We start from the raw sequence: 19,409 nt of genomic DNA on the forward strand, positions 1-19,409 counted from the left end.
CTTCAGACGCCGCGCCGGAAAGTGGCCAGAAAGGCCCCGGCGAGTACGAAAAGTGCGCCGAAGCTGCGGTTCATCCAGCGGATGTGGTGCGGGCTGCGCAACAGGCGCAGCACCTTGGCCGCCAAAAGGGTATACACCCCCATGGCAACGGTATCGGTAAATGCCAGCGTGAATGCCATGGCGGCGTACTGCGGTGCGAGCGCTGCCGCGGGGTCCACAAACTGCGGCACCACGGCGAGCAGAAACACCGTGCCCTTGGGATTGCTGGCATTGATCAAAAAGCCGCGCAGGATCAACGTGCGAATCGGCTCCAGCGCCAGATTGCCCGTTTCCACGGCAACCGGCGTGGCGTCGGTGCGGAATTGCTTCACGCCCAGATAAACGAGGTACGCCACGCCCAGCATCTTCACGACCGTGAAGGCCGTTTCAGACGTGGCCAAGAGCGCGCCCAGTCCGACGCCGACCACGACAAACTGGAACAGGATGCCGGCGATCAAGCCGGCCGTGTTCCAGTACCCGCGGCGAAAGCCGTGCTTGAGCCCAGCCGACATGGCGGAGATCGCGCCGGCGCCAGGCGAGAACGAAATGGCCCAGGAAGCCAGCATGAACGTCAGCCAGGTGGACACACTCATCGCCTGTGCTCCGGATTATTTGCCCAACAGCACGCCACTGCGGCGGCCGTCGTTGCCGCGAGCGGCCGAGCGGGGTGCATCACCCGAACGCGGTGCTGCCGGACGGGCTGCAGCCGGACGATCGCCGCGCGGCTCGCTGTGGCGGCGGGCCGCGTCGCCTTCCGGGCGCTTGGCAGCGCCGGCGCTGGCGGGACGGCCGTTGCCGTTACCGCCGGCACGCACGGGCGATCCACGCGTGGGACCCGTGCCGTTGTTGCGACTCTTGCTGTGACCGGCATTGCCGCCGCCACCGTTGCCGCCGCGGTTGCTGTTGCCGAAGCGACGCTGTTCGGTGCGCTCTTCGCGAGCATCCACGTCCAGTGCGGCACCCACGGGAGGCGTCCAGTCGGACGTTACCGGCACACGTTCGATCGTCTTGCCGATCAGGCGTTCGATGGCCTTGAGCAGCTTGACCTCGCTGGCATCCACCAGCGACACGGCCGAGCCCGTCGAGCCCGCGCGGCCGGTGCGGCCGATACGGTGCACGTAGTCTTCGGGCACGTTGGGCAGTTCGAAGTTCACAACCTGCGGCAATTGATCGATGTCGATCCCGCGCGCAGCGATATCCGTTGCAACCAGCACGGCGACCGAGCCGTCCTTGAAGCCGGCCAGGGCACGCGTGCGTGCGGCCTGACTCTTATTGCCGTGAATCGCAGCAGCCGACAAGCCGTCTTTCACCAGCTTTTCAGCAAGGCGGTTGGCGCCGTGCTTGGTGCGGGTGAACACCAGCACTTGATGCCAGCCGCTTTCATTGATGATGTGGCTGATCAAGTCGCGCTTGTGGGCCTGGTCGACCATGTGCGCCGTCTGGTGCACGAGTTCGGTGGCCGTATTGCGCGGCGTGACCGACACTTCGCCGGGGTTGTTGAGCACCCCGCGCGCCAGCGCACGGATTTCTTCGGAGAAGGTGGCCGAGAACAGCAGATTCTGGCGTTGCTTGGGCAGCAAAGCCAGGATCTTGCGCACGTCGCGGATGAAGCCCATGTCGAGCATGCGGTCCGCCTCGTCGAGCACCAGGATTTCGACGCCCGACAGATCCACTGTGCGTTGACCGGCATGGTCGAGCAGACGGCCCGGCGTGGCGACCAAGATGTCGAGCGGGCGCTTCAGCGCGCCGATCTGCGGGTTGATGTTCACACCGCCGAACATCACCATCGCTTTCTGCTTGGAGTACTTGCCGTACGTCTGGACCGATTCCTCGATCTGAGCGGCGAGTTCACGCGTGGGCGTGAGAATCAGGCAACGCGGGCGGCCCGGCTTGCGCGTATCGGGGGCGGGGCGGGTTTCCAGCAAATGCAGGATGGGAAGCGTAAAGCCGGCGGTCTTGCCGGTGCCCGTTTGGGCTGCGGCGAGCAGGTCGCCGCCCTTGAGCACCAGGGGAATGGCTTTCGCTTGAATCGGGGTAGGGGCGGTGTAACCGGTATCTGCAATAGCGCGCAGCAACGACTCGGCCAAGCCAAGGTCGGCAAATGTAATGGGGGAAGTCAAGTACAGCTCCAGCGGCAGCCTGTCGCTCTAGGTCAGAGGACTCCAATCGAGGCAGACGCGTCAGGAGAAAAGAAGGCGGGTCGTAGCGGACCAGCCCTGCGAGGTGACGGCGGCGCCGTCACAGGGACGCTTGGGCGGATTGGTACAGCCCAAGCGAAAGATTGTATCCGATGAAGGCCGATCTCCGGGGAAAAGCTGCAAAAAACCCCGAATCTGCGCGAGATGCCGCGGCAAATGGGCATCGCACACATCTGGAATGGCTGATATTGCTATAACGTCGGCCCGCCCCGGGACCGTGCGCCGCTGCTATACCACCGATCCAAGCGTCGGCTGGGTTACCCGATAACTTGTCACAATTGGCAATGGTTTCGCACCCAAAATCGTAACAGCGACAGTGCGCGCTCTCTATAATCGCCCGGCTTAACGCCCAATTCAGGATAGGAATCAATTATGAGCAAGGTTGTCGGCACGGTAGTCGGCGTCGTCGTGGTCGCAGGGATCGCTTGGACAGGTGCAGCGTATTACACGGGCACCAAGGTTGAGAAGGAACTGATCGCCTCGATCGACAAAGCCAACGTCGAGCTTGCGAAGGTCATGCCGGTTCCCGGCATCAAGTTCGCCTTGGCATCCTTCGAGCGTGGCGTGTTCTCTTCGGATGCGCGTTACACCGCCACGTTGAGCCTGCCCGCCCAGGAAGGCAAGCCTGCTCCCGCGCCAATTGAAGTGTTGGTGTCGGACCATATCGAACACGGTCCTTTTCCCTGGTCGCGCGTGAAGACCGGCAAGCTGGCGCCCATGATGGCCACCAGCAATGCCAAGCTCGAAAAGAACGGCACGCTCGACGCCTGGTTCGTGGCGACGAAGGATGTGCCGCCGGTGTCGTCCACGTTCAGCCTCGGCTACGGTGGCTCGTCCACGGGCGTCGTGCGCCTGGCGCCGGCCGAATACGCCGAAGGCGACAGCAAGCTTAACTTCTCCGGTCTGGACGTCAACGCCGATGTGGGCAAGAACGGCGAATCGGTCAAGGTTTCGGGCTTGATCGAGTCGATCGTGGCCACCACCTTGAGCAAGGCCGACGGCAAGCCGCTGGCGCTGGACTTCAAGGGTGTGTCGTTCGATAGCGACATGTCGAAAGGCATTGCCGATATGTACCTGGGCAAGTACTCGATGACGACCAAGTCGCTCACGATCGCCGAAGCACAGGACAAGCCGATGATCGTGTTGCGCGATCTGGTGCAGCGCGCCGATCTGGGGGAGCAGAATCAGAAGCTCAATGTGGTGGTTGGCTATGAAGTCGGCGGTGTCAACTTCAAGGGCAAGGACGTCGGGGGCGGCCAGTTCGTCATGAAGGGCGGCAATCTCGATCCGGTCGCCCTGAAAACCTTGAACGATCTTTACCGCGACATGTACGTGCGCGCGCTCAAGAGCATGGGATCCAAGGGCGAGGAAGAACTGCCCGAGATGACGCCCGAGCAAGCCCAGGCGATGCAGGGTGCGATGCTGGCGCTGCTGGCCGGCAACCCCACGTTGTCGATCGATCCGTTGCTGATCAAGACGTCCAAGGGCGAAAGCACGTTCAATCTGAATCTGAGCCTGACCAAGCCCTCCGACAAGGCCGCTTCGATCGACGCGATGATCCTTGAGACCATCAAGACGCTCGACGCGAAGCTGGTCGTCTCCAAGGGCATGCTGGCCGAGATCTTCACGATCGCCGCCACGCAGGAAGGCGCCGATCCCGCGCAAGCCGCGCAAATGGCAACGATGCAGTCCGAGCTCGTGGCCGGCATGGGTGCACAGGCCGGCGTGGTGAAGGTGGAAGGCGACAAGATCACCTCGACGCTGAACTACGCAGCCGGTCAGGTCGATTTCAACGGCAAGAAGATGCCGGTGGAAGAGTTTGCAGGCGAAGTCTTCAGCATGGTGCTCGGCTCCGGCGCGAACATGGGCCTCTCCGGCGGCGACATGGACGACGAGGAAGAGAACGAGGACGAGCTGGAAGAAGCGCCTGCCGACGAAGCCGTTCCCGCCGAACCGGCCACCCGGGTCAAGCCGTAATGACAGCCTCCCTGAGCGACCTGTTCTCGCGCAGTGTGAGCCGTCTCGGCCGCCTCGTGGTCATGACGCTCGGGGTGACGTTGCTGGCAGGCTGCGGCTATAACGCCATGCAGGCCGGCGACGAGCAGGTGAAGGCGGCGTGGTCGGAGGTGCTCAACCAGTACCAACGCCGCGCTGACCTGATCCCTGCGCTGGTCAAGTCGGTGGATGCCTACATGACCAACGAGCGTGCCGTGCTCAAGGAAGTGACCGAGGCCCGCGCCCGCGTGGGCAGCGCGCAGATGAGCACCGATAAACTCGAAGATCCGCAAGCCATGGAACGCTTCCAGCAAGCACAAGGCTCGCTGTCGTCGGCGTTGTCGCGCTTGCTGGTCGTGACCGAAAACTATCCCACCTTGAAAGCCGATGCGCTGTTTCGCGATCTGCAGGCTGAGCTTGCCGGTACCGAAAACCGCATCGCGGTGGCGCGGGGCCGATACGTGCAGCAGGTGGAGGCCTACAACACGCTCATCCGGCAGTTTCCGGGCGTGATCACCGCCAAGATCATGGGCTATGCGCCCAAGGCGAATTTCAGCGTTGAAAACGAAGCCGCCATCTCGCGTGCGCCGGCGATCGAGTTCAGCAACACGCGCGGCGCAACGCCGCCGGCTGCGCCCGCTCCTGTGCCCGCAGCACGCTAGGTTTCCGACATGTCTGTGATGAATGACCTCCGGCGAGCAGCGATGCTCGCCGTTTTGTTGACGGCGACGGCCTTCGCAGCGGCGCCGTTGCGTGCGAAGGCGCTTGAGATGAACGACGACGCCGGCGCGCGGCATGGGGCTGGCGTGTCCGCATTTGCCGACGGGCCGGCGCGCCAGGGACGTCATGCGCGACCCGTGCTGTTGGCGGCCAGCGAACCTGCGCCCGGCTACATCACGATCAATCCCGCGCCGCCCGCCGATGTGCCGCCCTCGGCGTCACCCGCCGCGCCCACGCCGTCGGTGCCTTCGTCGGCCACGCCCCCGTCGACGCCGCGCGCACCGGCGCCTGCGCCGCCATCGTCCGCGCCGCGTGCGCCGTCCCCCGATACCGGGGACGCGGCCGTGCCGGCATTGCAGGAACGGGTTACCGACCGTACAAACACGCTGGATGCGGCAACGCGCAGTGCACTCACATCGCAACTCGCGGCGCTCGAAGCCCGCAAAGGCGCGCAGGTCGCGGTGCTGATCGTGCCCACGACCCAGCCTGAATCCATCGAGCAGTATGCAACGCGGGCATTCGACCAGTGGAAGCTGGGCCGGAAAAATACCGACGACGGCGTGTTGTTGCTGGTGGCCAAGGACGATCGCACCCTGCGTATCGAGGTGGGATACGGCCTTGAAGGTGCGATTCCCGATTCACGGGCCTCGCAGATCATCAATGAACAGATCGTGCCGCGCTTCGCGTCCGGCGATTTCGCCGGCGGCATCGATGCGGGCGTGAAAAGCATCGCGGCATTGGTGGACGGCGAGCCGTTGCCGCCACCGGCTTCGCGAGGGGCGCCCAACGAGATGTCGGTGAATCTTCCCACCTTGACCACGTCGCTTATCGTCGGCGTCATCATGGTGCTGGTGTTGCCCACCCTGGTAGGCGTGGCGGCTGTCGCCGTGGCGGCGTACACCGCCACGGGCATGCTCTGGGTGGCGGGCGTGGCCGCCGTACTGGCGCTTGTGCTGACGGTGGTGCTTCACGCCTTGGGTATCAAGGGCGGGGGCAAGGGCGGCGGTGGCAAAGGGGGCGGTAAGGGCGGCGGCGGGGGCGGTGGTCGTCGCGCCGGCGCCATATTGGGCGGCCTCGGCGGGTTGCGCGGCGGCTCGATGGGCGGCGGACGCAGCAGTGGCGGTGGATTCGGAGGCGGTTTCGGCGGTGGCGGCGGACGCAGCGGCGGGGGCGGCGCGTCCGGGCGCTGGTAGCGGCCGGTGGCCGTGGCGACGGCCATGCGCGCACACGTTTCGCCATCGCCCACTGTGTCCGACGACACAAGCGGTTAAGGCTCGGGGCGCACGTACGGCAGCGGCGGGCTGCGGCCTTCGACCCGCAGGCCCCTCATCCGCCTCGATAATCATTCGGCGCGTGCGAGATCCTGCGCCAACTGCTTCACCACTGTTTTGCGGCGGGCGTCATCATCATGACCCGGCGCCAGCGCTGACCACTCCGGCCGGCTGCGCGCCTCCTTCAACCCGTCCGGCAACGCCGCCTTGCGCCATTTTTCATCTTGCGCCGCCGCCAGTTCCAGGGGGGCGGTCGCGGCATGCCCGCGGCGCTCGAGCGCGTGAATGAGCGCGCGCTGACGCAACGCCAAAACACGCAGCACGGCATCGTCCACGCTCAACTCGCGGTAACCGCGTACGCGGCCCGCCAAACGCTTGCCGAAGCGCTCCACGCCTTGCCACATGCCGCCTGCGGCCGCGCCGATCAGCATGCCGGTGCCCAGGCTCAAACCCGCCGTCAACACATCCACGGCCGCGCCCGCCATCGCGCCGGCGGCCACGCCAGCCCCCAATTGCACACCCATGTCCTTGATTGTCTGGGGGTGAAACAGATCCATGCCCCAGCGCGTGCCCTCCAGCGGCAACAGCTCGGCGGCGTAATCGTCACGGCTGAAGTTGTAGAGCGCAAGCAATGCATCGATCCCGCTTTGCTCGCGCACCCGCACGCTCGTCTGCAAGCGCTCGCCGCTGGCAGCCAGTGCCGCCGCATCGTTGCCGCTTTGCACATGGAGCGCCGCCACGTCGACCAGCACTTCGGCGCCAATGCGGTAAGCCGCCTCGTGCCGCTCGCGGCGCTGTTGCGCAAGATCTTCGGCCAACCGACGCAGCAGATCGGCCTCTCGATCCAGCAGCAGCGCCAGGCGGGCATAAAGCTGTGCCTCGCCGTCGAGTGCGGGCAACACCGTATCGAATTCGGCCGTGGCGTGCAGTCCCAGGCGCGACATGGCGTCGCGCCATTCCGCCACGCGGTGGTCGGGCGCGTTGACGAAATTGAGCACCGGCAACAGCGGCCGGCCGCAAGCATTGAGAATCTCGAGCTCGTCGCGATGCTTGGCCAGCACGGGATCGCGCGCATCGATCACATACAACGCGGCGTCACAGTCGAGCATGCGCGCCAGTACTCGGGCTTCCTGCTCGAACCTTCCGCGCGCCTCGGGCGTGTCGAGAAACCGCCGGATCCGCGCGGGGCCGTCGAGCCGTTCATCGCGCGCCAGGTCGTCCAGATACTCGAGCAATGCAATGCTGTCTTCGATACCGGGCGTGTCGTACCAGGCGATCGCAGGCTTGCCATCGAGCAGCAGGCGGGCGCCTTCCACATGCCGGGTGGTGCCAGGCCGGTCCGCCACCACGCCGAAGCGGCTGTTGCGCGTGAGGGTGCGCAGCAGCGAGGTCTTGCCGGTGTTCGTATGTCCGACCACGGCAATGCGGATGGGGGCATCGGGAAGGGCGGCAGCAAGGTCAGGCATCGGCATGCTCGGTCTCCAACCACCGGGCGGCGTCGCTGGCGTCGACGACGATCGCTTGGCCATCCAGTCCGGCATCACGCAGGGTGTCGACCCACGCCTGGCGGCGCGGCGCCGCTTCGGATGGCAAGAGCCAGACGGCGGTGTGCGCCGCGTGCTTGGCCAGTGAAGCGATCAGCGACAACGTGCCGCGATCCGGCGTCTGCCGGGCATCGCAGGCGATCAACAGGCGCGCTGCAGGCGTGCGCGCCAGAGCGTCGAGCATCCGGTTGCGATCCTGGCGCGTATCGAGCGCGCCGCCATCGTGCACAGCAGTGGGCAGCGGTACCGGAGGCCAGGCGATATCGGCGGGTACTTCGAGCGCGACGATCACGGCTCGGCCCCCGAGATCGGCCGTGCGGTGGGCGGCCGTGTGGGCCGCGATCGGCGTGACCGCAGCAGCGTCGGCGGGTCGATCGATCCCGATGGTCTCCGTGCGTGGCAGCAGTTTGTCATGTAACCCTGCATAGCCGGGCAGGGTCAGATCCAGCGCCGGGCGCCGCATGCCGCGCAGCGCCACGAACGCGCAGCCCACCAGGGCAAGCAATCGAGGCAACACGCCATAAACGGCAACGGTGCCCATCAGCCAGATCGACCATTGGATCTGCGCCTCTACCGGCAACGCTTGCGTGCCGTCGCTGGCCCGCACGAACGCGGCATCGGGCAGGTTGAAGCCGAACTGCGCCGGCAGCCAGCCGATGGCGCGGGTGAGGGCGACGAAGGTGTCGGGCGCCAGCAACGTGGTCGCCCAAATGAAACGGTAGCTGGCGGTGGACAGCACCACCAGCAGCGTGATCAGCGCCACGGTCAGGGCGGTAAACCAGATGGCGTGCGTGACCGCGCCCAGCAAGGCGCGCAGGGCACCGCGTTGCGCGAGCAGATTGAACAAGGCATGGGGCACAAGCGCGGCGTCGGGGCCGCGTGCGAACTTGCGGCTGAGCCATAGCCAGACCCGGCCCAGCCCGCCAGCTCCGTCGGGTGCGCGGATGAAAAAGCTCAGCAGCCAGAGCACGCCCATCACCACATGCAAACCCAGCAACGCCCCCAGCGCCCACAGGATGTTTACGGCACGTGTGCCGTCGCCCAATGCGCCCAGCGCCGTGAGCGCGCCCGTCATCGCGGCCAGCAACAGCAGCCCGGTCAGCGCGGCGAGCGCCCCCTGACGCCAGCGTTCGATCATGCGCGGCAATGGCGTCACGACCGCCAACGCTTGCGCGCGCAGCAGAATGCGTTGCTCGAAATCGTCGGGGCCTTGCCGGGCAGCGCGCACGGCATCGGCGTCGGCCAGCGGACCCCAATGTGCCTCGCGCAAGCGGATGGCCTCGGCCAGCCAGTAGTCGCGCAGCGGCGCTTGATGTTGCGTCGGCGTCATGCTGGGATCGTCATGTGGGGCGGGATGAACATGGGAAGGGCGGCGTCATCGGTGGATGTGCATTGTAGTGGGCCGATCGGGGAGGAGGGATGGCAGCGAAAGGTACCCACGCATCGACCTAATGCTTATCTCATCCGCTCAACCGAATCTCCCTACTTCGACACCTGCAAGGTCTACGAAATGCGATTTAGGATGCCGTCGCGCCGTAGTGCGTCGGGCGGATTCCGGCAGGACGGGCGCCAGGATACTTTATGTCACAGCACGCCATAGAGCGTTCAACCAGACCCCTCATACGTCTCACCCCATTTGCTGCCCTTACGGGCATACCCCCGCGGGAGATTTGCCATGTCCCTTACAGCGTTGTTGCGCACGAGTTCTGCGCGATCGGATGAAATGCTGATTTCGCCTTTGGCGGAGAGCACCTATCGTTCCCAGGGCTATGTGGCGCTGGGTTCGCTTTGCCCACCCGACGAGGTGGCCATGATTCGTCGCACCCTGCTCAAAATGTTCGAGCAGCGCACGGGTTACGACGAAGGTGCCCAGTACGACTTTGCGCAACGCGACGAAGAAGGCAAACCCGCATCGTTCCCGAGCCTGCACGACCCCAGCCACTACGCGCCGGAGCTCACGCAGACGCAATTCTTCGCTCGCGCGACCGCTGTGGCGCGCCAGCTTCTCGGCGAAGACGCCGCGTGCTACGGCGAGCATGCGTTGCTCAAGCCGGCACGCGTGGGGCCTCCCACGCCCTGGCATCAGGACGAAGCTTTCCGCTCGCCCGATTTTGAATACCGCGAGCTCAGCATCTGGCTGGCGCTGCAACCCGTGACGGAAGAAAGCGGTTGCATGCAGTTCATCTCGGGCTCGCAAGTGGGACCCGTGCTGGAGCATCAATCGCCCGGTGGCGACAAGACGCTGCACCCCCTCGAATGCATCGGCGACTTCGACCGCAGCCAGGCGATCCCGGTGCCTTTGCAAGCCGGCGACTGCACGGTGCACGACATGCGCACGTTGCACCATACAGGGCCCAACACGTCGGATTCGACGCGCCTGGCCTACATCCTGATCTTCAACGTGCCGCCCGTGTACAAACCCGGTCTGCGCACGTTCCCGTGGCTGATCGGCCGCCGTACCGATAGTCAGAACCGCAAGAAGGTCTGGCATCGTCAAGGCGGGTGGATGGTGGAAGTGAAGCGCCGCTTGCCGCGTGCGCGTCTCACCAGCGGCCGCTGGCTCTCATGGGCGTTCATTCGCGCATGGAGCAAACTCTTCAGCCGAGGTCGCGCGCAGCAGTAAAGCTCAACGCCTGCGCGGGCTGAATGAAAGACGGTACAGTCCCTCCTGTGCCGTCTTTTGTCGTTATGGCGCGGGGGCGTGGATTCGGGCGTGGCTTAAGGTGCCCGGCTGAAGGTGCCTGGCTCAAGGTGGCGGCTGAATGCGCTGAGCGTGTCGCCGATTCTTACGAGCGCGGCTGCAATCTGTGTCGAGCGCGCGCCGCTCTGCCTGCCAATGCAAAGGGCGCTCAGCCTTCGGCTGTGTCTTGCCATTGGCGATACACTCGATTCATGAAACCCTCGCCCGCTTTTTTCAGCCGTCTTGCCGCCTCCCGGTCCTTTGCGTCCCGACTTGCGGCGCTCCTGCCGGCCTTGCTTGCGAGCGCGGTACTCGCGCCGGCGGCGGCGCTTGCCGCGAACATCATCCATACCGAAGCATCTGCGTTCTCACCCGTCGTCGTGTATGAAAACGACAACCAGCGGTGCATGACGTTCGGCAGCGTGCAGGCGCTTGGCCGGCAGTCGTGCATCGACCTGGCCGCGCCGCAGCGCATGGTGTTCAACTACACGCCCATGATGATGAGTGCGCTCTTCGTGCAACCGGCGCCGCGCAACATCCTGATCGTGGGTTTGGGGGGCGGCACATTGCCCAAGGCACTGGCCGAGGTATTGCCGCAAGCCAATATCGACACCGTCGAGATCGACCCCGCGGTGGTGAACGTGGCCAGGCAATACTTTGGATTTCGCACCGGCCCGCAGCAGCACATCATCACCGCCGACGGTCGCGCGTACGTCGAGGCGGCGCTGCGGGAAGGCAAACGCTACGACATCGTCATGCTCGATGCGTTCGATATCGACTACATCCCCAAGCACCTCATGACGCGCGAGTTCGTGCAAACGGTTCGCCAGCTGTTGCCGCCCGGTGGCGTGCTGGCGGCCAACACCTTCACGTCCAGCGATCGCTACGACAGCGAGTCGGTGACGTACGCGGATGTGTTCGGCACGTTCTTCAACCTGCGCGCCAATAATCGCGTGATCCTCGCGGTGAATGGGCCGCTGCCCGACGATGCCCAGCTGGCCGCGAATGCCCGCGCATGGGCACCAAAACTCAGCCCCTACGGCATCGACGTGGCGACGCAATTGGCACGCTTTTCACGCCAAAGCGATTGGTCGACGACCGCGCAGGTATTGAAGGATTGAGACGTCAGGGGAGATGGTGCCGGAGAAAGGAATCGAACCCTCGACCTTCTCATTACAAGTGAGCTGCTCTACCAACTGAGCTACACCGGCACGATGCTCGCACACAGAACGTGGCGAGCGGGGGACTGAATTGTAGTGAATCTGGGCGGATTGTCCACCCAGATCCGGTTTACTTCACGATCGTCAGGTGCGGGCGCTTGCCATCGGCGTCGGCAGTCGTGGTGTCGGCCACGACGGGCGCTTCGGCTGCCACGGCGTTGCCGTCGTCGGCTACCGCCAGACCCGCATCGTTCTCATCCTGAGCCGCAGGCTCGTAGGGCTCGACTTCGAATCCCATGCCGGCGCCCGTTTCGCGCGCGTAGATCGCGCTGACGGCACCCACCGGCACGTACACGTTTTCGGTGACGCCACCGAAGCGCGCCTGAAACTCGATCGCTTCGTTGCCGAGCACCAGGCTGTTGGTGGCCAACGTGCCAACGTTCAAGGTGATCTGACCTTCCTGAACGTGACCCATTGGCACCATCGTGTGGTGATCGACTTGCACCACGATATACGGCGTGTAGCCGTTATCGGTGCACCATTCATGCAGTGCGCGGATCAAATACGGTTTGGTTGATGTCTCACCCATCGATCTGACCTCCAGATTATCGACGCATCACTTTCTCGGAAGGCGTCAATGCTTCGATATAGGCCGGGCGCGAGAAAATGCGTTCGGCGTATTTTTGCAGGGGTGCGGCGTTCTTGGGCAGTTCGATGCCGTAGTGATCCAGACGCCACAACAACGGGGCAACCGCCACGTCAAGCATCGAGAACTCTTCACCCAGCATGAACTTGTTCTTCAACAGCATGGGCGCCAATTGGGCCAAGCGGTCGCGGATGTTCTGACGGGCGCGTTCGAGGCGCTTTTCGTCGGGCTTGCCGTTACGATCTTCGAGCGTGGAAACGTGAACGAACAGTTCCTTCTCGAAGTTGTACAGGAACAGGCGGGTGCGCGCACGCATCACCGGATCGGCCGGCATCAATTGCGGGTGCGGAAAGCGCTCGTCGATGTATTCGTTGATGATGTTGGATTCGTACAGAACCAGATCGCGCTCGACCAGGATGGGCACCTGTCCATACGGGTTCATGACCGAAATATCTTCCGGCTTGTTGTACAGATCAATGTCGCGAATTTCGAAATCCATGCCTTTCTCGAACAACACGAAGCGGCAGCGTTGCGAAAAAGGGCACGTGGTCCCGGAATAGAGCACCATCATGGCGGAGATTCCTTAGTATAAAAAGCGAAAGGCCAGCGGCGGCCAATAGGCTGGGCGCTGGCCCAAGTGTCAGGGCCGATGAGGCAAGACGTCTATCGTAACCGACCCGACCCCTAAAAAGCGAGGCCGGGGACCACGAGAGCTATCACATCAGCGGACGTGTTTCCAGTAAGAAGCGTTCAAACGCCATGCGACCAGGAAGAAAATACCCAGGAAAAGCAGGACGAACACCCCCAGGGTCTTGCGCTGTTGCTGCACCGGCTCGGCCATCCAGGACATGAAATTGGTCAGGTCGGCGATCTGTCTTTCGTAGGCGGTGGCCCGGGCGGGGTCCAGCGCCTTGAACTTCGATTCGGAGGTGGCGTGGCCGTGGTATTCGGCCAAAGGTTCGCGTTTGACGGTCGCATACCCCTGGGCGTCATACACCGTGGTGACCTTTTCCCAGCCGGGATGGCCGGTATCGCCTTCCTTGGCCGCCAGCGGACGGGTGGCCACGGTAGTCAACTCGCGCGGACCCTGGTCTTCCCACATGACGTGCGGCATGCCCACGTTGGGATAAACCAGGTTGTTCCATCCGGTCGACCGGCCTGCATCGCGATAGAACGTGCGCATGTAGGTGTACACGTAATCCACGCCTGACGGGCCGGCGTTGACCGACTTGGCGCGCGTAATGAGCGACAGGTCGGGCGGCGCCACGCCTAGCCATTTCTTGGCGTCGGCCGGTTTCATCGCGATCGTCATCAGATCGCCCACCTTTTCGCCGGTAAACAGCAGGTTTTCCTTGATCTGCGCGTCGGTCAGGCCGATTTCGGCCAGCTTGTTGTAGCGCATGGCCACGGCGCTGTGACAGTTCAGGCAGTGGTTGACGAAGAGTTTGGCGCCGTTTTGCAACGAGGCCATATCGGTGACATGGTTGGGCGCGCGGTCCAGCGGCGCACCGCCTTCAGCGGCCAGAACGGCGGAGCACGCCAGCAACATTGCGGCGGCTCCCATCAGCTTTTTGATCATGATCATTGTCGGCATCCAGGGCTCAGTGGGGATGGAACGTCACGCGTTCCGGCACGGGCTTGAAGGTGCCCAGACGGCTCCACACCGGCATCACGAAGAAGAAGCCCAGGTAGATGAGGGTGCCGATCTGGGAGGTCAGGTTGTACGCATCGCTGGGCGGTTGCGTACCCAGGAAACCCAGGATGAGAAAGTTGACGATGAAAATGCCGTAGAACGCCTTGTGCCACGTTGGGCGGTAGCGGATCGACTTGACGGGGCAATGATCGAGCCACGGCAGGAAGAACAGGATGACGACCGCGCCGCCCATGGCCACGACGCCCCAGAACTTGGCGTCGATCAGGCGCAACAGCACAGCGGTGCCCACGAGCACCACGGTAAAGAAGATGCGCCACAGCGTGGGCAGCTTGCTCTTGAGTGCAACGAAGATCGCGCCCAGCACGGCCGCCCCTGCCAGCACCCACGTGAACTGATCGGTGGTCGCCCGCAGCATCGAATAGAACGGCGTGAAGTACCACACCGGCGCGATGTGCGGCGGCGTCTTGAGCGGATCGGCCGGCAGGAAGTTGTTGTACTCGAGGAAATATCCGCCCATTTCGGGTCCGAAGAACACGATGGCCGCGAAGATCAGCAGGAAGCCTGCGACGCCCATGATGTCGTGCACGGTGTAGAACGGATGAAACGGAATACCGTCGAGCGGACGGCCGAATCGGTCCTTGTGTTTCTTGATGTCGACGCCGTCGGGATTGTTCGATCCCACTTCATGCAAAGCCACCAGGTGCGCGGCGACCAGACCGACCAAGACCAGCGGAATGGCGATGACGTGGAAAGCGAAGAAGCGATTGAGCGTGGCATCCGACACGACATAGTCGCCGCGAATCCATATGGAGAGCTCGGGACCGATGAACGGAATGGCCGAAAACAGGTTCACGATCACCTGTGCGCCCCAATACGACATCTGGCCCCAGGGCAGCAGGTAGCCGAAGAAGGCCTCGCCCATCAAACAGAGGAAGATCGCGACGCCGAAGATCCAGACCAGTTCGCGCGGCTTGCGGTACGAGCCGTAGAACAGCCCGCGCAGCATGTGCATGTACACGACGACGAAGAACATCGAGGCGCCCGTGGAGTGCATGTAGCGGACCAGCCAGCCCCATGGCACTTCGCGCATGATGTATTCGACCGACTGGAACGCGCGTTCGGCATCGGGCTTGTAATGCATGACCAGAAAAATGCCGGTCACGATCTGGAGCACGAGCACGAGTAGTGCGAGCGATCCGAAGAAATACCAAAAATTGAAATTCTTAGGGGCGTAATACTCGGACAGATGCGCTTTGTAGGTGGATGTCACCGGAAAGCGCCGGTCCAGCCAACCCATCAGCCCTGTCGTCTCGACGGTTTTCTCGCCAGCCATGAAACGGCTCCTCTTATTCTCGGCGTAAAGCTCTAAGTCTCGTATGGAGTCTGCGCGGATCCGCGTCAGGCCTTGTTGTTCTCATCGACGCCCACAATGATGCGGGTGTCGCTGAGATACTCGTATGGCGGAACTTCAAGGTTGTCGGGCGCGGGTTTATTTGCGTACACGCGCCCTGCGAGATCGAACGTGGAGCCGTGGCAGGGGCAGACGAAGCCGCCGGTGCCGCCTGGGAGGGCCGGACTGCCGCCGAGGTCGGCTGTGGGCGAACAGCCCAGATGGGTACAGATGCCGACGCAGACGAACAGGTCGGACTTGCGCGAGCGGTATTCGTTTTTGGCGTATTCGGGGGTATACCCAGGCCGATTCGACTGCGGGTCGGCCATCAATGCGTCGCCTTTTTTGATGCCGGCGAGTTGGGCTTCGGTGCGGCGCAGGATCCACACCGGTTTGCCGCGCCATTCGACGGTGCGCATCTGCCCGGGAGCAAGATCGCCGACGTCGACTTCGACCGGTGCGCCGGCCGCGCGGGCCTTGGCGGACGGGGCAAAGGTGCTGACGAAGGGCACGACTGTTGCTACCCCGGCGACACCGCCGATCGCACAGGTCGTGGTCAGCCAAAAGCGTCGAGAGGGATCGGGCGGCAGGTTAAGGGCAACCGCTCCGTCGTCGTCGTGCACCAGAGTATCTTGTCTCATCATCCTCTTTCCTTTGCGATGCGGCCAAGATGCTAGGTGCTTCCGGCGTACTGCATCCGTTTTGCTGGGATTTTTAACTACTCTACAACCGCGTATTATAGCTTGAGCCCGCCGTGGGTAACGTCATACACAGGAGCACTTATGGCCTTCGTTAAGGAATTCCGCGACTTTGCCGTCAAAGGCAATGTGATCGATCTCGCCGTCGGTGTCATCATCGGCGCCGCTTTTGGACAGATCGTCAATTCATTGGTGAAAGACGTTGTCATGCCGGTCGTCAACTTTTTGATCGGGGGAGCCGTCGATTTCTCGAACAAGTTCATTGTGTTGCGAATGCCTGAGGGATATTCGGGCGCCATGACCTATGACGACCTCACCAAAGCGGGTGCGGTGCTCTTTGCATGGGGCAACTTCGTCACGATCCTCATCAACTTCGTGCTGCTCGCCTTCATCATTTTCTGGATGGTGAAGCTCGTGAATTCCGCGCGCCGCAAGTCGGAAGTCGAAGCGCCGCCGAAGGCCCCGGCTGAAGACGTCGTGCTGCTGCGTGAGATCCGCGATTCGTTGCAGAACCGCAATACGGTCGTGTCGGCACCGGCTACGGGTACGCCCGCCACCCCGGTTGCCGGTCGTCCGCTGACGCCTTAACGGGCCCTGCAGGGCATGCCGCTGTTGTCTGATTGCCACAGTGACATGCCCGTTCACCCGTTCCGGGCGGCGCCGCGCGCTGTCTGGGCTGCTTTGACGTCGTTTTGAAGGTCGATCGATCGCCTGACGGCACCTGCGTTCGGGCGTTTGGGCGGCAGACCAATTGCATGACGTGCTTGTCGGTGGGTTGAGAGACGGCAACCTGTTGGAACGCGCTGGTCGATCGCGACGTTCCGGCGCGGCCCGTCAGACTGGGTTGTCGATGTCCACGAAGATCACGTCGATTCCGAATTGCGCGGCGACGGCTTCACCTAACGCCTGGGCGCCATAACGTTCCGTGGCATGGTGGCCGGCGCCGATGAAGCCCGTTCCGGTTTCACGTGCAAGGTGAGTGGTCTGTTCAGACGCCTCACCGGTGATGTAGACCGTTGCGCCGGCATCCAGGGCGTCGGCCATCATGTTTTGCGCGCCGCCCGTGCACCAGGCGATGCGGCCGAGCGGCAGTGTGGGATCGCCTATCACCAGGGGGGTGCGGGCGAGTGTTTGGGTCACGCGCTGCTGCAGGTCGGCGAGCGTGTTCAGGCCGGGTGCGCTACCCAGCCAGATCAGATTGTCGGGACCACATAACAGCGGCTTGCCCGCATCGTCGCGCAGCGGCTCCAAGCCCAGTATGCGTGCCAGTTGAGCATTGTTGCCCAGTGTGGGGTGGGCATCGAGGGGAAGATGATAGGCGAACAGATTCAGATCATGCGCCAACGTCAGCGCCAGTCGGGTGCGGCGCGGGCCGCGTACGCGGGGGTCCTCGTTTTTCCAGAACCAGCCGTGGTGCACCAGCACCGCATCGGCGTCGCGCGCAATCGCTTCGCGCAGCAGTGCTTCGCTGGCGGTCACGCCGGTCACGATACGGCGGATCGTGGGCGTGCCCTCGACCTGCAAGCCGTTGGGACAGTAATCCTTAAAACGCGCGGTGGCGAGCGTGGCGTCGAGCCAATGCGCGAGGTCTTGTGCGGTAACGTCTTTCATCTTCCTGCCCGGTTGGAAACATGCGCCGCTATTGGTTGATCTTTGCGCAAGCGGTCACCGTGTGTCTTGCCATTCTATTCGTGGTCTCGACCTTGCGGCCGCAGTGGGTCGGGCCGCAAGTGGCTGCCTTGCCCGAGACGCAGGTGTCGCCTGCGCCGCTCGTCGCACCTGCGGGCGCCGTCAATGTCACGTCTTATGCAAACGCGGTGGCACTGGCCGCACCCTCGGTGGTCAACGTCTACACCACCAAAACGGTCAATTTGCCGAGCACGCCGCTGCCCGGGGATCCGATCCTGCGCCAGTTCCTGGGTCAGATGCCGGATGCGCCGCGGCATCACTCGTCGACCAGCCTGGGGTCGGGCGTGATCATCAATGCCGACGGTTACGTGCTCACCAATTATCACGTGGTGGAAGCGGCCGATTCGATCGAGGTGGCGTTGGCCGACGGCCGCGCCTTGAGCGCGACCGTGGTGGGCGCCGATCCTGAAACCGATCTGGCGGTGCTCAAGCTGCCGGAAACCGACGCACCCTTGCCCCTGGCCACGCTGGCGCGCAACCGTGAGTCGCGCGTGGGCGATGTCGTGCTGGCCATCGGCAATCCGTTCGGCGTGGGCCAGACCACCACGCAAGGGATCATTTCGGCGCTCGGGCGCAATCGGCTGGGCATCAACACGTACGAGAATTTCATTCAGACCGATGCCGCCATCAATCCCGGCAACTCTGGCGGCGCGCTCGTCGACACGCAAGGGCGCGTGATCGGCATCAATACTGCCATCTACTCGCCTTCGGGTGGATCGCTGGGCATCGGGTTCGCCATCCCCATCGATGCGGCGCACAGCATCATGGAAGAGATCGTGACCAACGGCTCGGTCAAGCGCGGTTGGCTGGGCGTGGAGCCGCAGGACATCACTGCCGAACTCATGCGCTCGTTCAAGTTGGCGGATCGCCAGGGCGTGATCATCGCCGGCGTCATCCGCGACGGCCCGGCCGGCCGGGCAGGTGTGCGAGTGGGCGATATCGTGATCGCGATCGAAAACACGCGAGTGCGCGACACCACGTCGATGCTGTCGATGATCGCGGCATTGCCGCCTGGCTACACCGCCGAGCTTGCCGTGATTCGTGCGGGCAAGGAACGCACCATTCGCGTGAAGGTCGGTACGCGGCCCGCACGTCCCAATTGACGGTTTGGGGAGCGAGGCCTGGGGATCACGCCTGAGCCATTCGAGCGTGGTTGCCGGTGCGGCATACGGCCGCCTCGGCGGGTGAAGATGGCGATGCGGGCAGTGATCGTCACGACGATGCGGGCGTCGCATTGTGCGTTCGCCCTCTGGCGATCAGCCGCACGATGGCCAGCAACGCACTGCGCTCAGCGGGCGCAAGCGTGCGCACCAATCGATCGATTTCTGCATGCTCCCGATCGCGGGGGGTAAGGGGCAGTGCATCGGCCGATGCCGCAGTCGTGCAGGCAATGTGTGCGTATCCTGCGCCGCCATCCACATCGTTCAACGCCACGTTCGTGCGCGACGGTTGTGGCATGGGATTGGCGAACTCGATGCCGTCACTGAGCCAGACTGCCGTGGTATCCAGCGCGCGTGCCAGGGCGATCAACGTGTTGCGTTTGGGGCTGTAGCCCTCCCCACGCGTGAGAATCCGATGGATGCAGGATTGCGCCACGCCCGAGATTCGGGACAGTTCCTGCTGGCTGGTGATACCGCGCCAACGCATTCGGGCGCGCAAGCGAGTTGCTAAGGTCATACGGCAATGTAGGATTACATCGCCCATGGACTCAAGGGTGAATCAGTC

Annotated in this window: 17 protein-coding genes, 1 tRNA gene and 1 pseudogene; 7 read left to right on the forward strand and 12 right to left on the reverse strand. The window is 63.6% G+C overall.

Annotated features, from left to right (window positions below; translation table 11 throughout):
- Positions 1 to 2: 2 nt before the first annotated feature.
- Positions 3 to 632: a LysE family transporter gene (locus EYW45_RS04280; RefSeq protein ID WP_161134131.1), complete on the reverse strand. Its 630-nt coding sequence runs from the start codon at positions 630 to 632 to the stop codon at positions 3 to 5.
- A 15-nt stretch (positions 633 to 647) separates the two neighbouring features.
- Entirely contained in the window at positions 648 to 2,159 is a 1,512-nt protein-coding gene (locus tag EYW45_RS04285; protein WP_161134132.1) for a DEAD/DEAH box helicase, read from the reverse strand.
- 450 nt (positions 2,160 to 2,609) lie between these two features.
- Here EYW45_RS04285 and EYW45_RS04290 point away from each other — a divergent pair, with 450 nt between their 5' ends.
- From EYW45_RS04290 to EYW45_RS04300, 3 genes are all read left to right on the forward strand, one after another.
- A complete protein-coding gene (locus tag EYW45_RS04290) occupies positions 2,610 to 4,214 on the forward strand; it encodes a YdgA family protein (RefSeq protein WP_161134133.1) in 1,605 nt (534 codons plus the stop codon).
- Between the two features lie 62 nt (positions 4,215 to 4,276).
- Positions 4,277 to 4,894 carry a LemA family protein gene (locus EYW45_RS04295; protein WP_161134588.1) on the forward strand — a complete coding sequence of 206 codons (618 nt, stop codon included), beginning with the start codon at positions 4,277 to 4,279 and terminating at the stop codon, positions 4,892 to 4,894.
- Positions 4,895 to 4,936: 42 nt separating this feature from the next.
- Complete coding sequence (locus EYW45_RS04300; protein WP_235938838.1) at positions 4,937 to 6,145, forward strand: TPM domain-containing protein; 1,209 nt, start codon at positions 4,937 to 4,939, stop codon at positions 6,143 to 6,145.
- A gap of 149 nt (positions 6,146 to 6,294) precedes the next feature.
- Here EYW45_RS04300 and EYW45_RS04305 read toward each other — a convergent pair whose 3' ends face one another.
- Together EYW45_RS04305 and EYW45_RS04310 are read right to left on the reverse strand one after the other, a co-directional pair.
- Positions 6,295 to 7,695, reverse strand: a complete 1,401-nt coding sequence (locus tag EYW45_RS04305; protein ID WP_235938839.1) for a GTPase/DUF3482 domain-containing protein — start codon at positions 7,693 to 7,695, stop codon at positions 6,295 to 6,297.
- On the reverse strand, positions 7,682 to 9,097 hold the full coding sequence (locus EYW45_RS04310; RefSeq protein WP_161134134.1) for a DUF2868 domain-containing protein: 1,416 nt from the start codon (positions 9,095 to 9,097) through the stop codon (positions 7,682 to 7,684). The genes EYW45_RS04305 and EYW45_RS04310 overlap by 14 nt, the downstream gene beginning before the upstream one ends.
- 345 nt (positions 9,098 to 9,442) lie before the next feature.
- Here EYW45_RS04310 and EYW45_RS04315 point away from each other — a divergent pair, with 345 nt between their 5' ends.
- Together EYW45_RS04315 and EYW45_RS04320 are read left to right on the forward strand one after the other, a co-directional pair.
- Complete coding sequence (locus EYW45_RS04315; protein WP_235938840.1) at positions 9,443 to 10,390, forward strand: phytanoyl-CoA dioxygenase family protein; 948 nt, start codon at positions 9,443 to 9,445, stop codon at positions 10,388 to 10,390.
- Between the two features lie 269 nt (positions 10,391 to 10,659).
- Positions 10,660 to 11,568, forward strand: a complete 909-nt coding sequence (locus EYW45_RS04320) for a spermidine synthase (protein ID WP_161134135.1) — start codon at positions 10,660 to 10,662, stop codon at positions 11,566 to 11,568.
- A gap of 14 nt (positions 11,569 to 11,582) precedes the next feature.
- Here EYW45_RS04320 and EYW45_RS04325 read toward each other — a convergent pair.
- The 6 genes from EYW45_RS04325 to petA all read right to left on the reverse strand — a co-directional run bounded on the left by EYW45_RS04325 (position 11,583) and on the right by petA (position 15,938).
- Positions 11,583 to 11,658 (reverse strand) — tRNA-Thr (locus EYW45_RS04325).
- A gap of 79 nt (positions 11,659 to 11,737) precedes the next feature.
- Positions 11,738 to 12,196, reverse strand: a complete 459-nt coding sequence (locus EYW45_RS04330) for a ClpXP protease specificity-enhancing factor (protein WP_161134136.1) — start codon at positions 12,194 to 12,196, stop codon at positions 11,738 to 11,740.
- A gap of 16 nt (positions 12,197 to 12,212) precedes the next feature.
- Positions 12,213 to 12,824, reverse strand: a complete 612-nt coding sequence (locus EYW45_RS04335; RefSeq protein WP_161134137.1) for a glutathione S-transferase N-terminal domain-containing protein — start codon at positions 12,822 to 12,824, stop codon at positions 12,213 to 12,215.
- Between the two features lie 150 nt (positions 12,825 to 12,974).
- Positions 12,975 to 13,838 carry a cytochrome c1 gene (locus EYW45_RS04340; protein WP_202444578.1) on the reverse strand — a complete coding sequence of 288 codons (864 nt, stop codon included), beginning with the start codon at positions 13,836 to 13,838 and terminating at the stop codon, positions 12,975 to 12,977.
- 16 nt (positions 13,839 to 13,854) lie between these two features.
- The gene (locus tag EYW45_RS04345) at positions 13,855 to 15,240 is read right to left on the reverse strand and encodes a cytochrome b (RefSeq protein WP_161134138.1); all 1,386 of its coding nucleotides are present in this window, start codon (positions 15,238 to 15,240) and stop codon (positions 13,855 to 13,857) included.
- Between the two features lie 65 nt (positions 15,241 to 15,305).
- Positions 15,306 to 15,938 (reverse strand): ubiquinol-cytochrome c reductase iron-sulfur subunit, encoded by a 633-nt coding sequence (gene petA / locus EYW45_RS04350; protein WP_161134139.1) that lies wholly within the window; start codon positions 15,936 to 15,938, stop codon positions 15,306 to 15,308.
- 141 nt (positions 15,939 to 16,079) lie between these two features.
- Here petA and mscL point away from each other — a divergent pair.
- Positions 16,080 to 16,511: pseudogene (mscL, locus tag EYW45_RS04355) on the forward strand (large conductance mechanosensitive channel protein MscL); the annotation flags it as partial.
- A gap of 318 nt (positions 16,512 to 16,829) precedes the next feature.
- On the opposite strand, the gene EYW45_RS04360 reads toward mscL, so the two are convergent.
- Positions 16,830 to 17,606 (reverse strand): Nif3-like dinuclear metal center hexameric protein, encoded by a 777-nt coding sequence (locus EYW45_RS04360; protein WP_161134141.1) that lies wholly within the window; start codon positions 17,604 to 17,606, stop codon positions 16,830 to 16,832.
- A 20-nt stretch (positions 17,607 to 17,626) separates the two neighbouring features.
- Between EYW45_RS04360 and EYW45_RS04365 the strand changes: the two genes are divergently transcribed.
- The gene (locus tag EYW45_RS04365) at positions 17,627 to 18,787 is read left to right on the forward strand and encodes a trypsin-like peptidase domain-containing protein (RefSeq protein WP_161134142.1); all 1,161 of its coding nucleotides are present in this window, start codon (positions 17,627 to 17,629) and stop codon (positions 18,785 to 18,787) included.
- A gap of 109 nt (positions 18,788 to 18,896) precedes the next feature.
- Here the strand turns inward: EYW45_RS04365 and EYW45_RS24990 are convergent, their stop codons facing one another.
- Positions 18,897 to 19,361: a helix-turn-helix domain-containing protein gene (locus EYW45_RS24990; protein ID WP_161134143.1), complete on the reverse strand. Its 465-nt coding sequence runs from the start codon at positions 19,359 to 19,361 to the stop codon at positions 18,897 to 18,899.
- Positions 19,362 to 19,409 lie beyond the last annotated feature (48 nt).

Origin of the sequence: Schauerella aestuarii (assembly GCF_009866805.1) — a bacterium.
GTDB lineage: Bacteria > Pseudomonadota > Gammaproteobacteria > Burkholderiales > Burkholderiaceae_B > Schauerella > Schauerella aestuarii.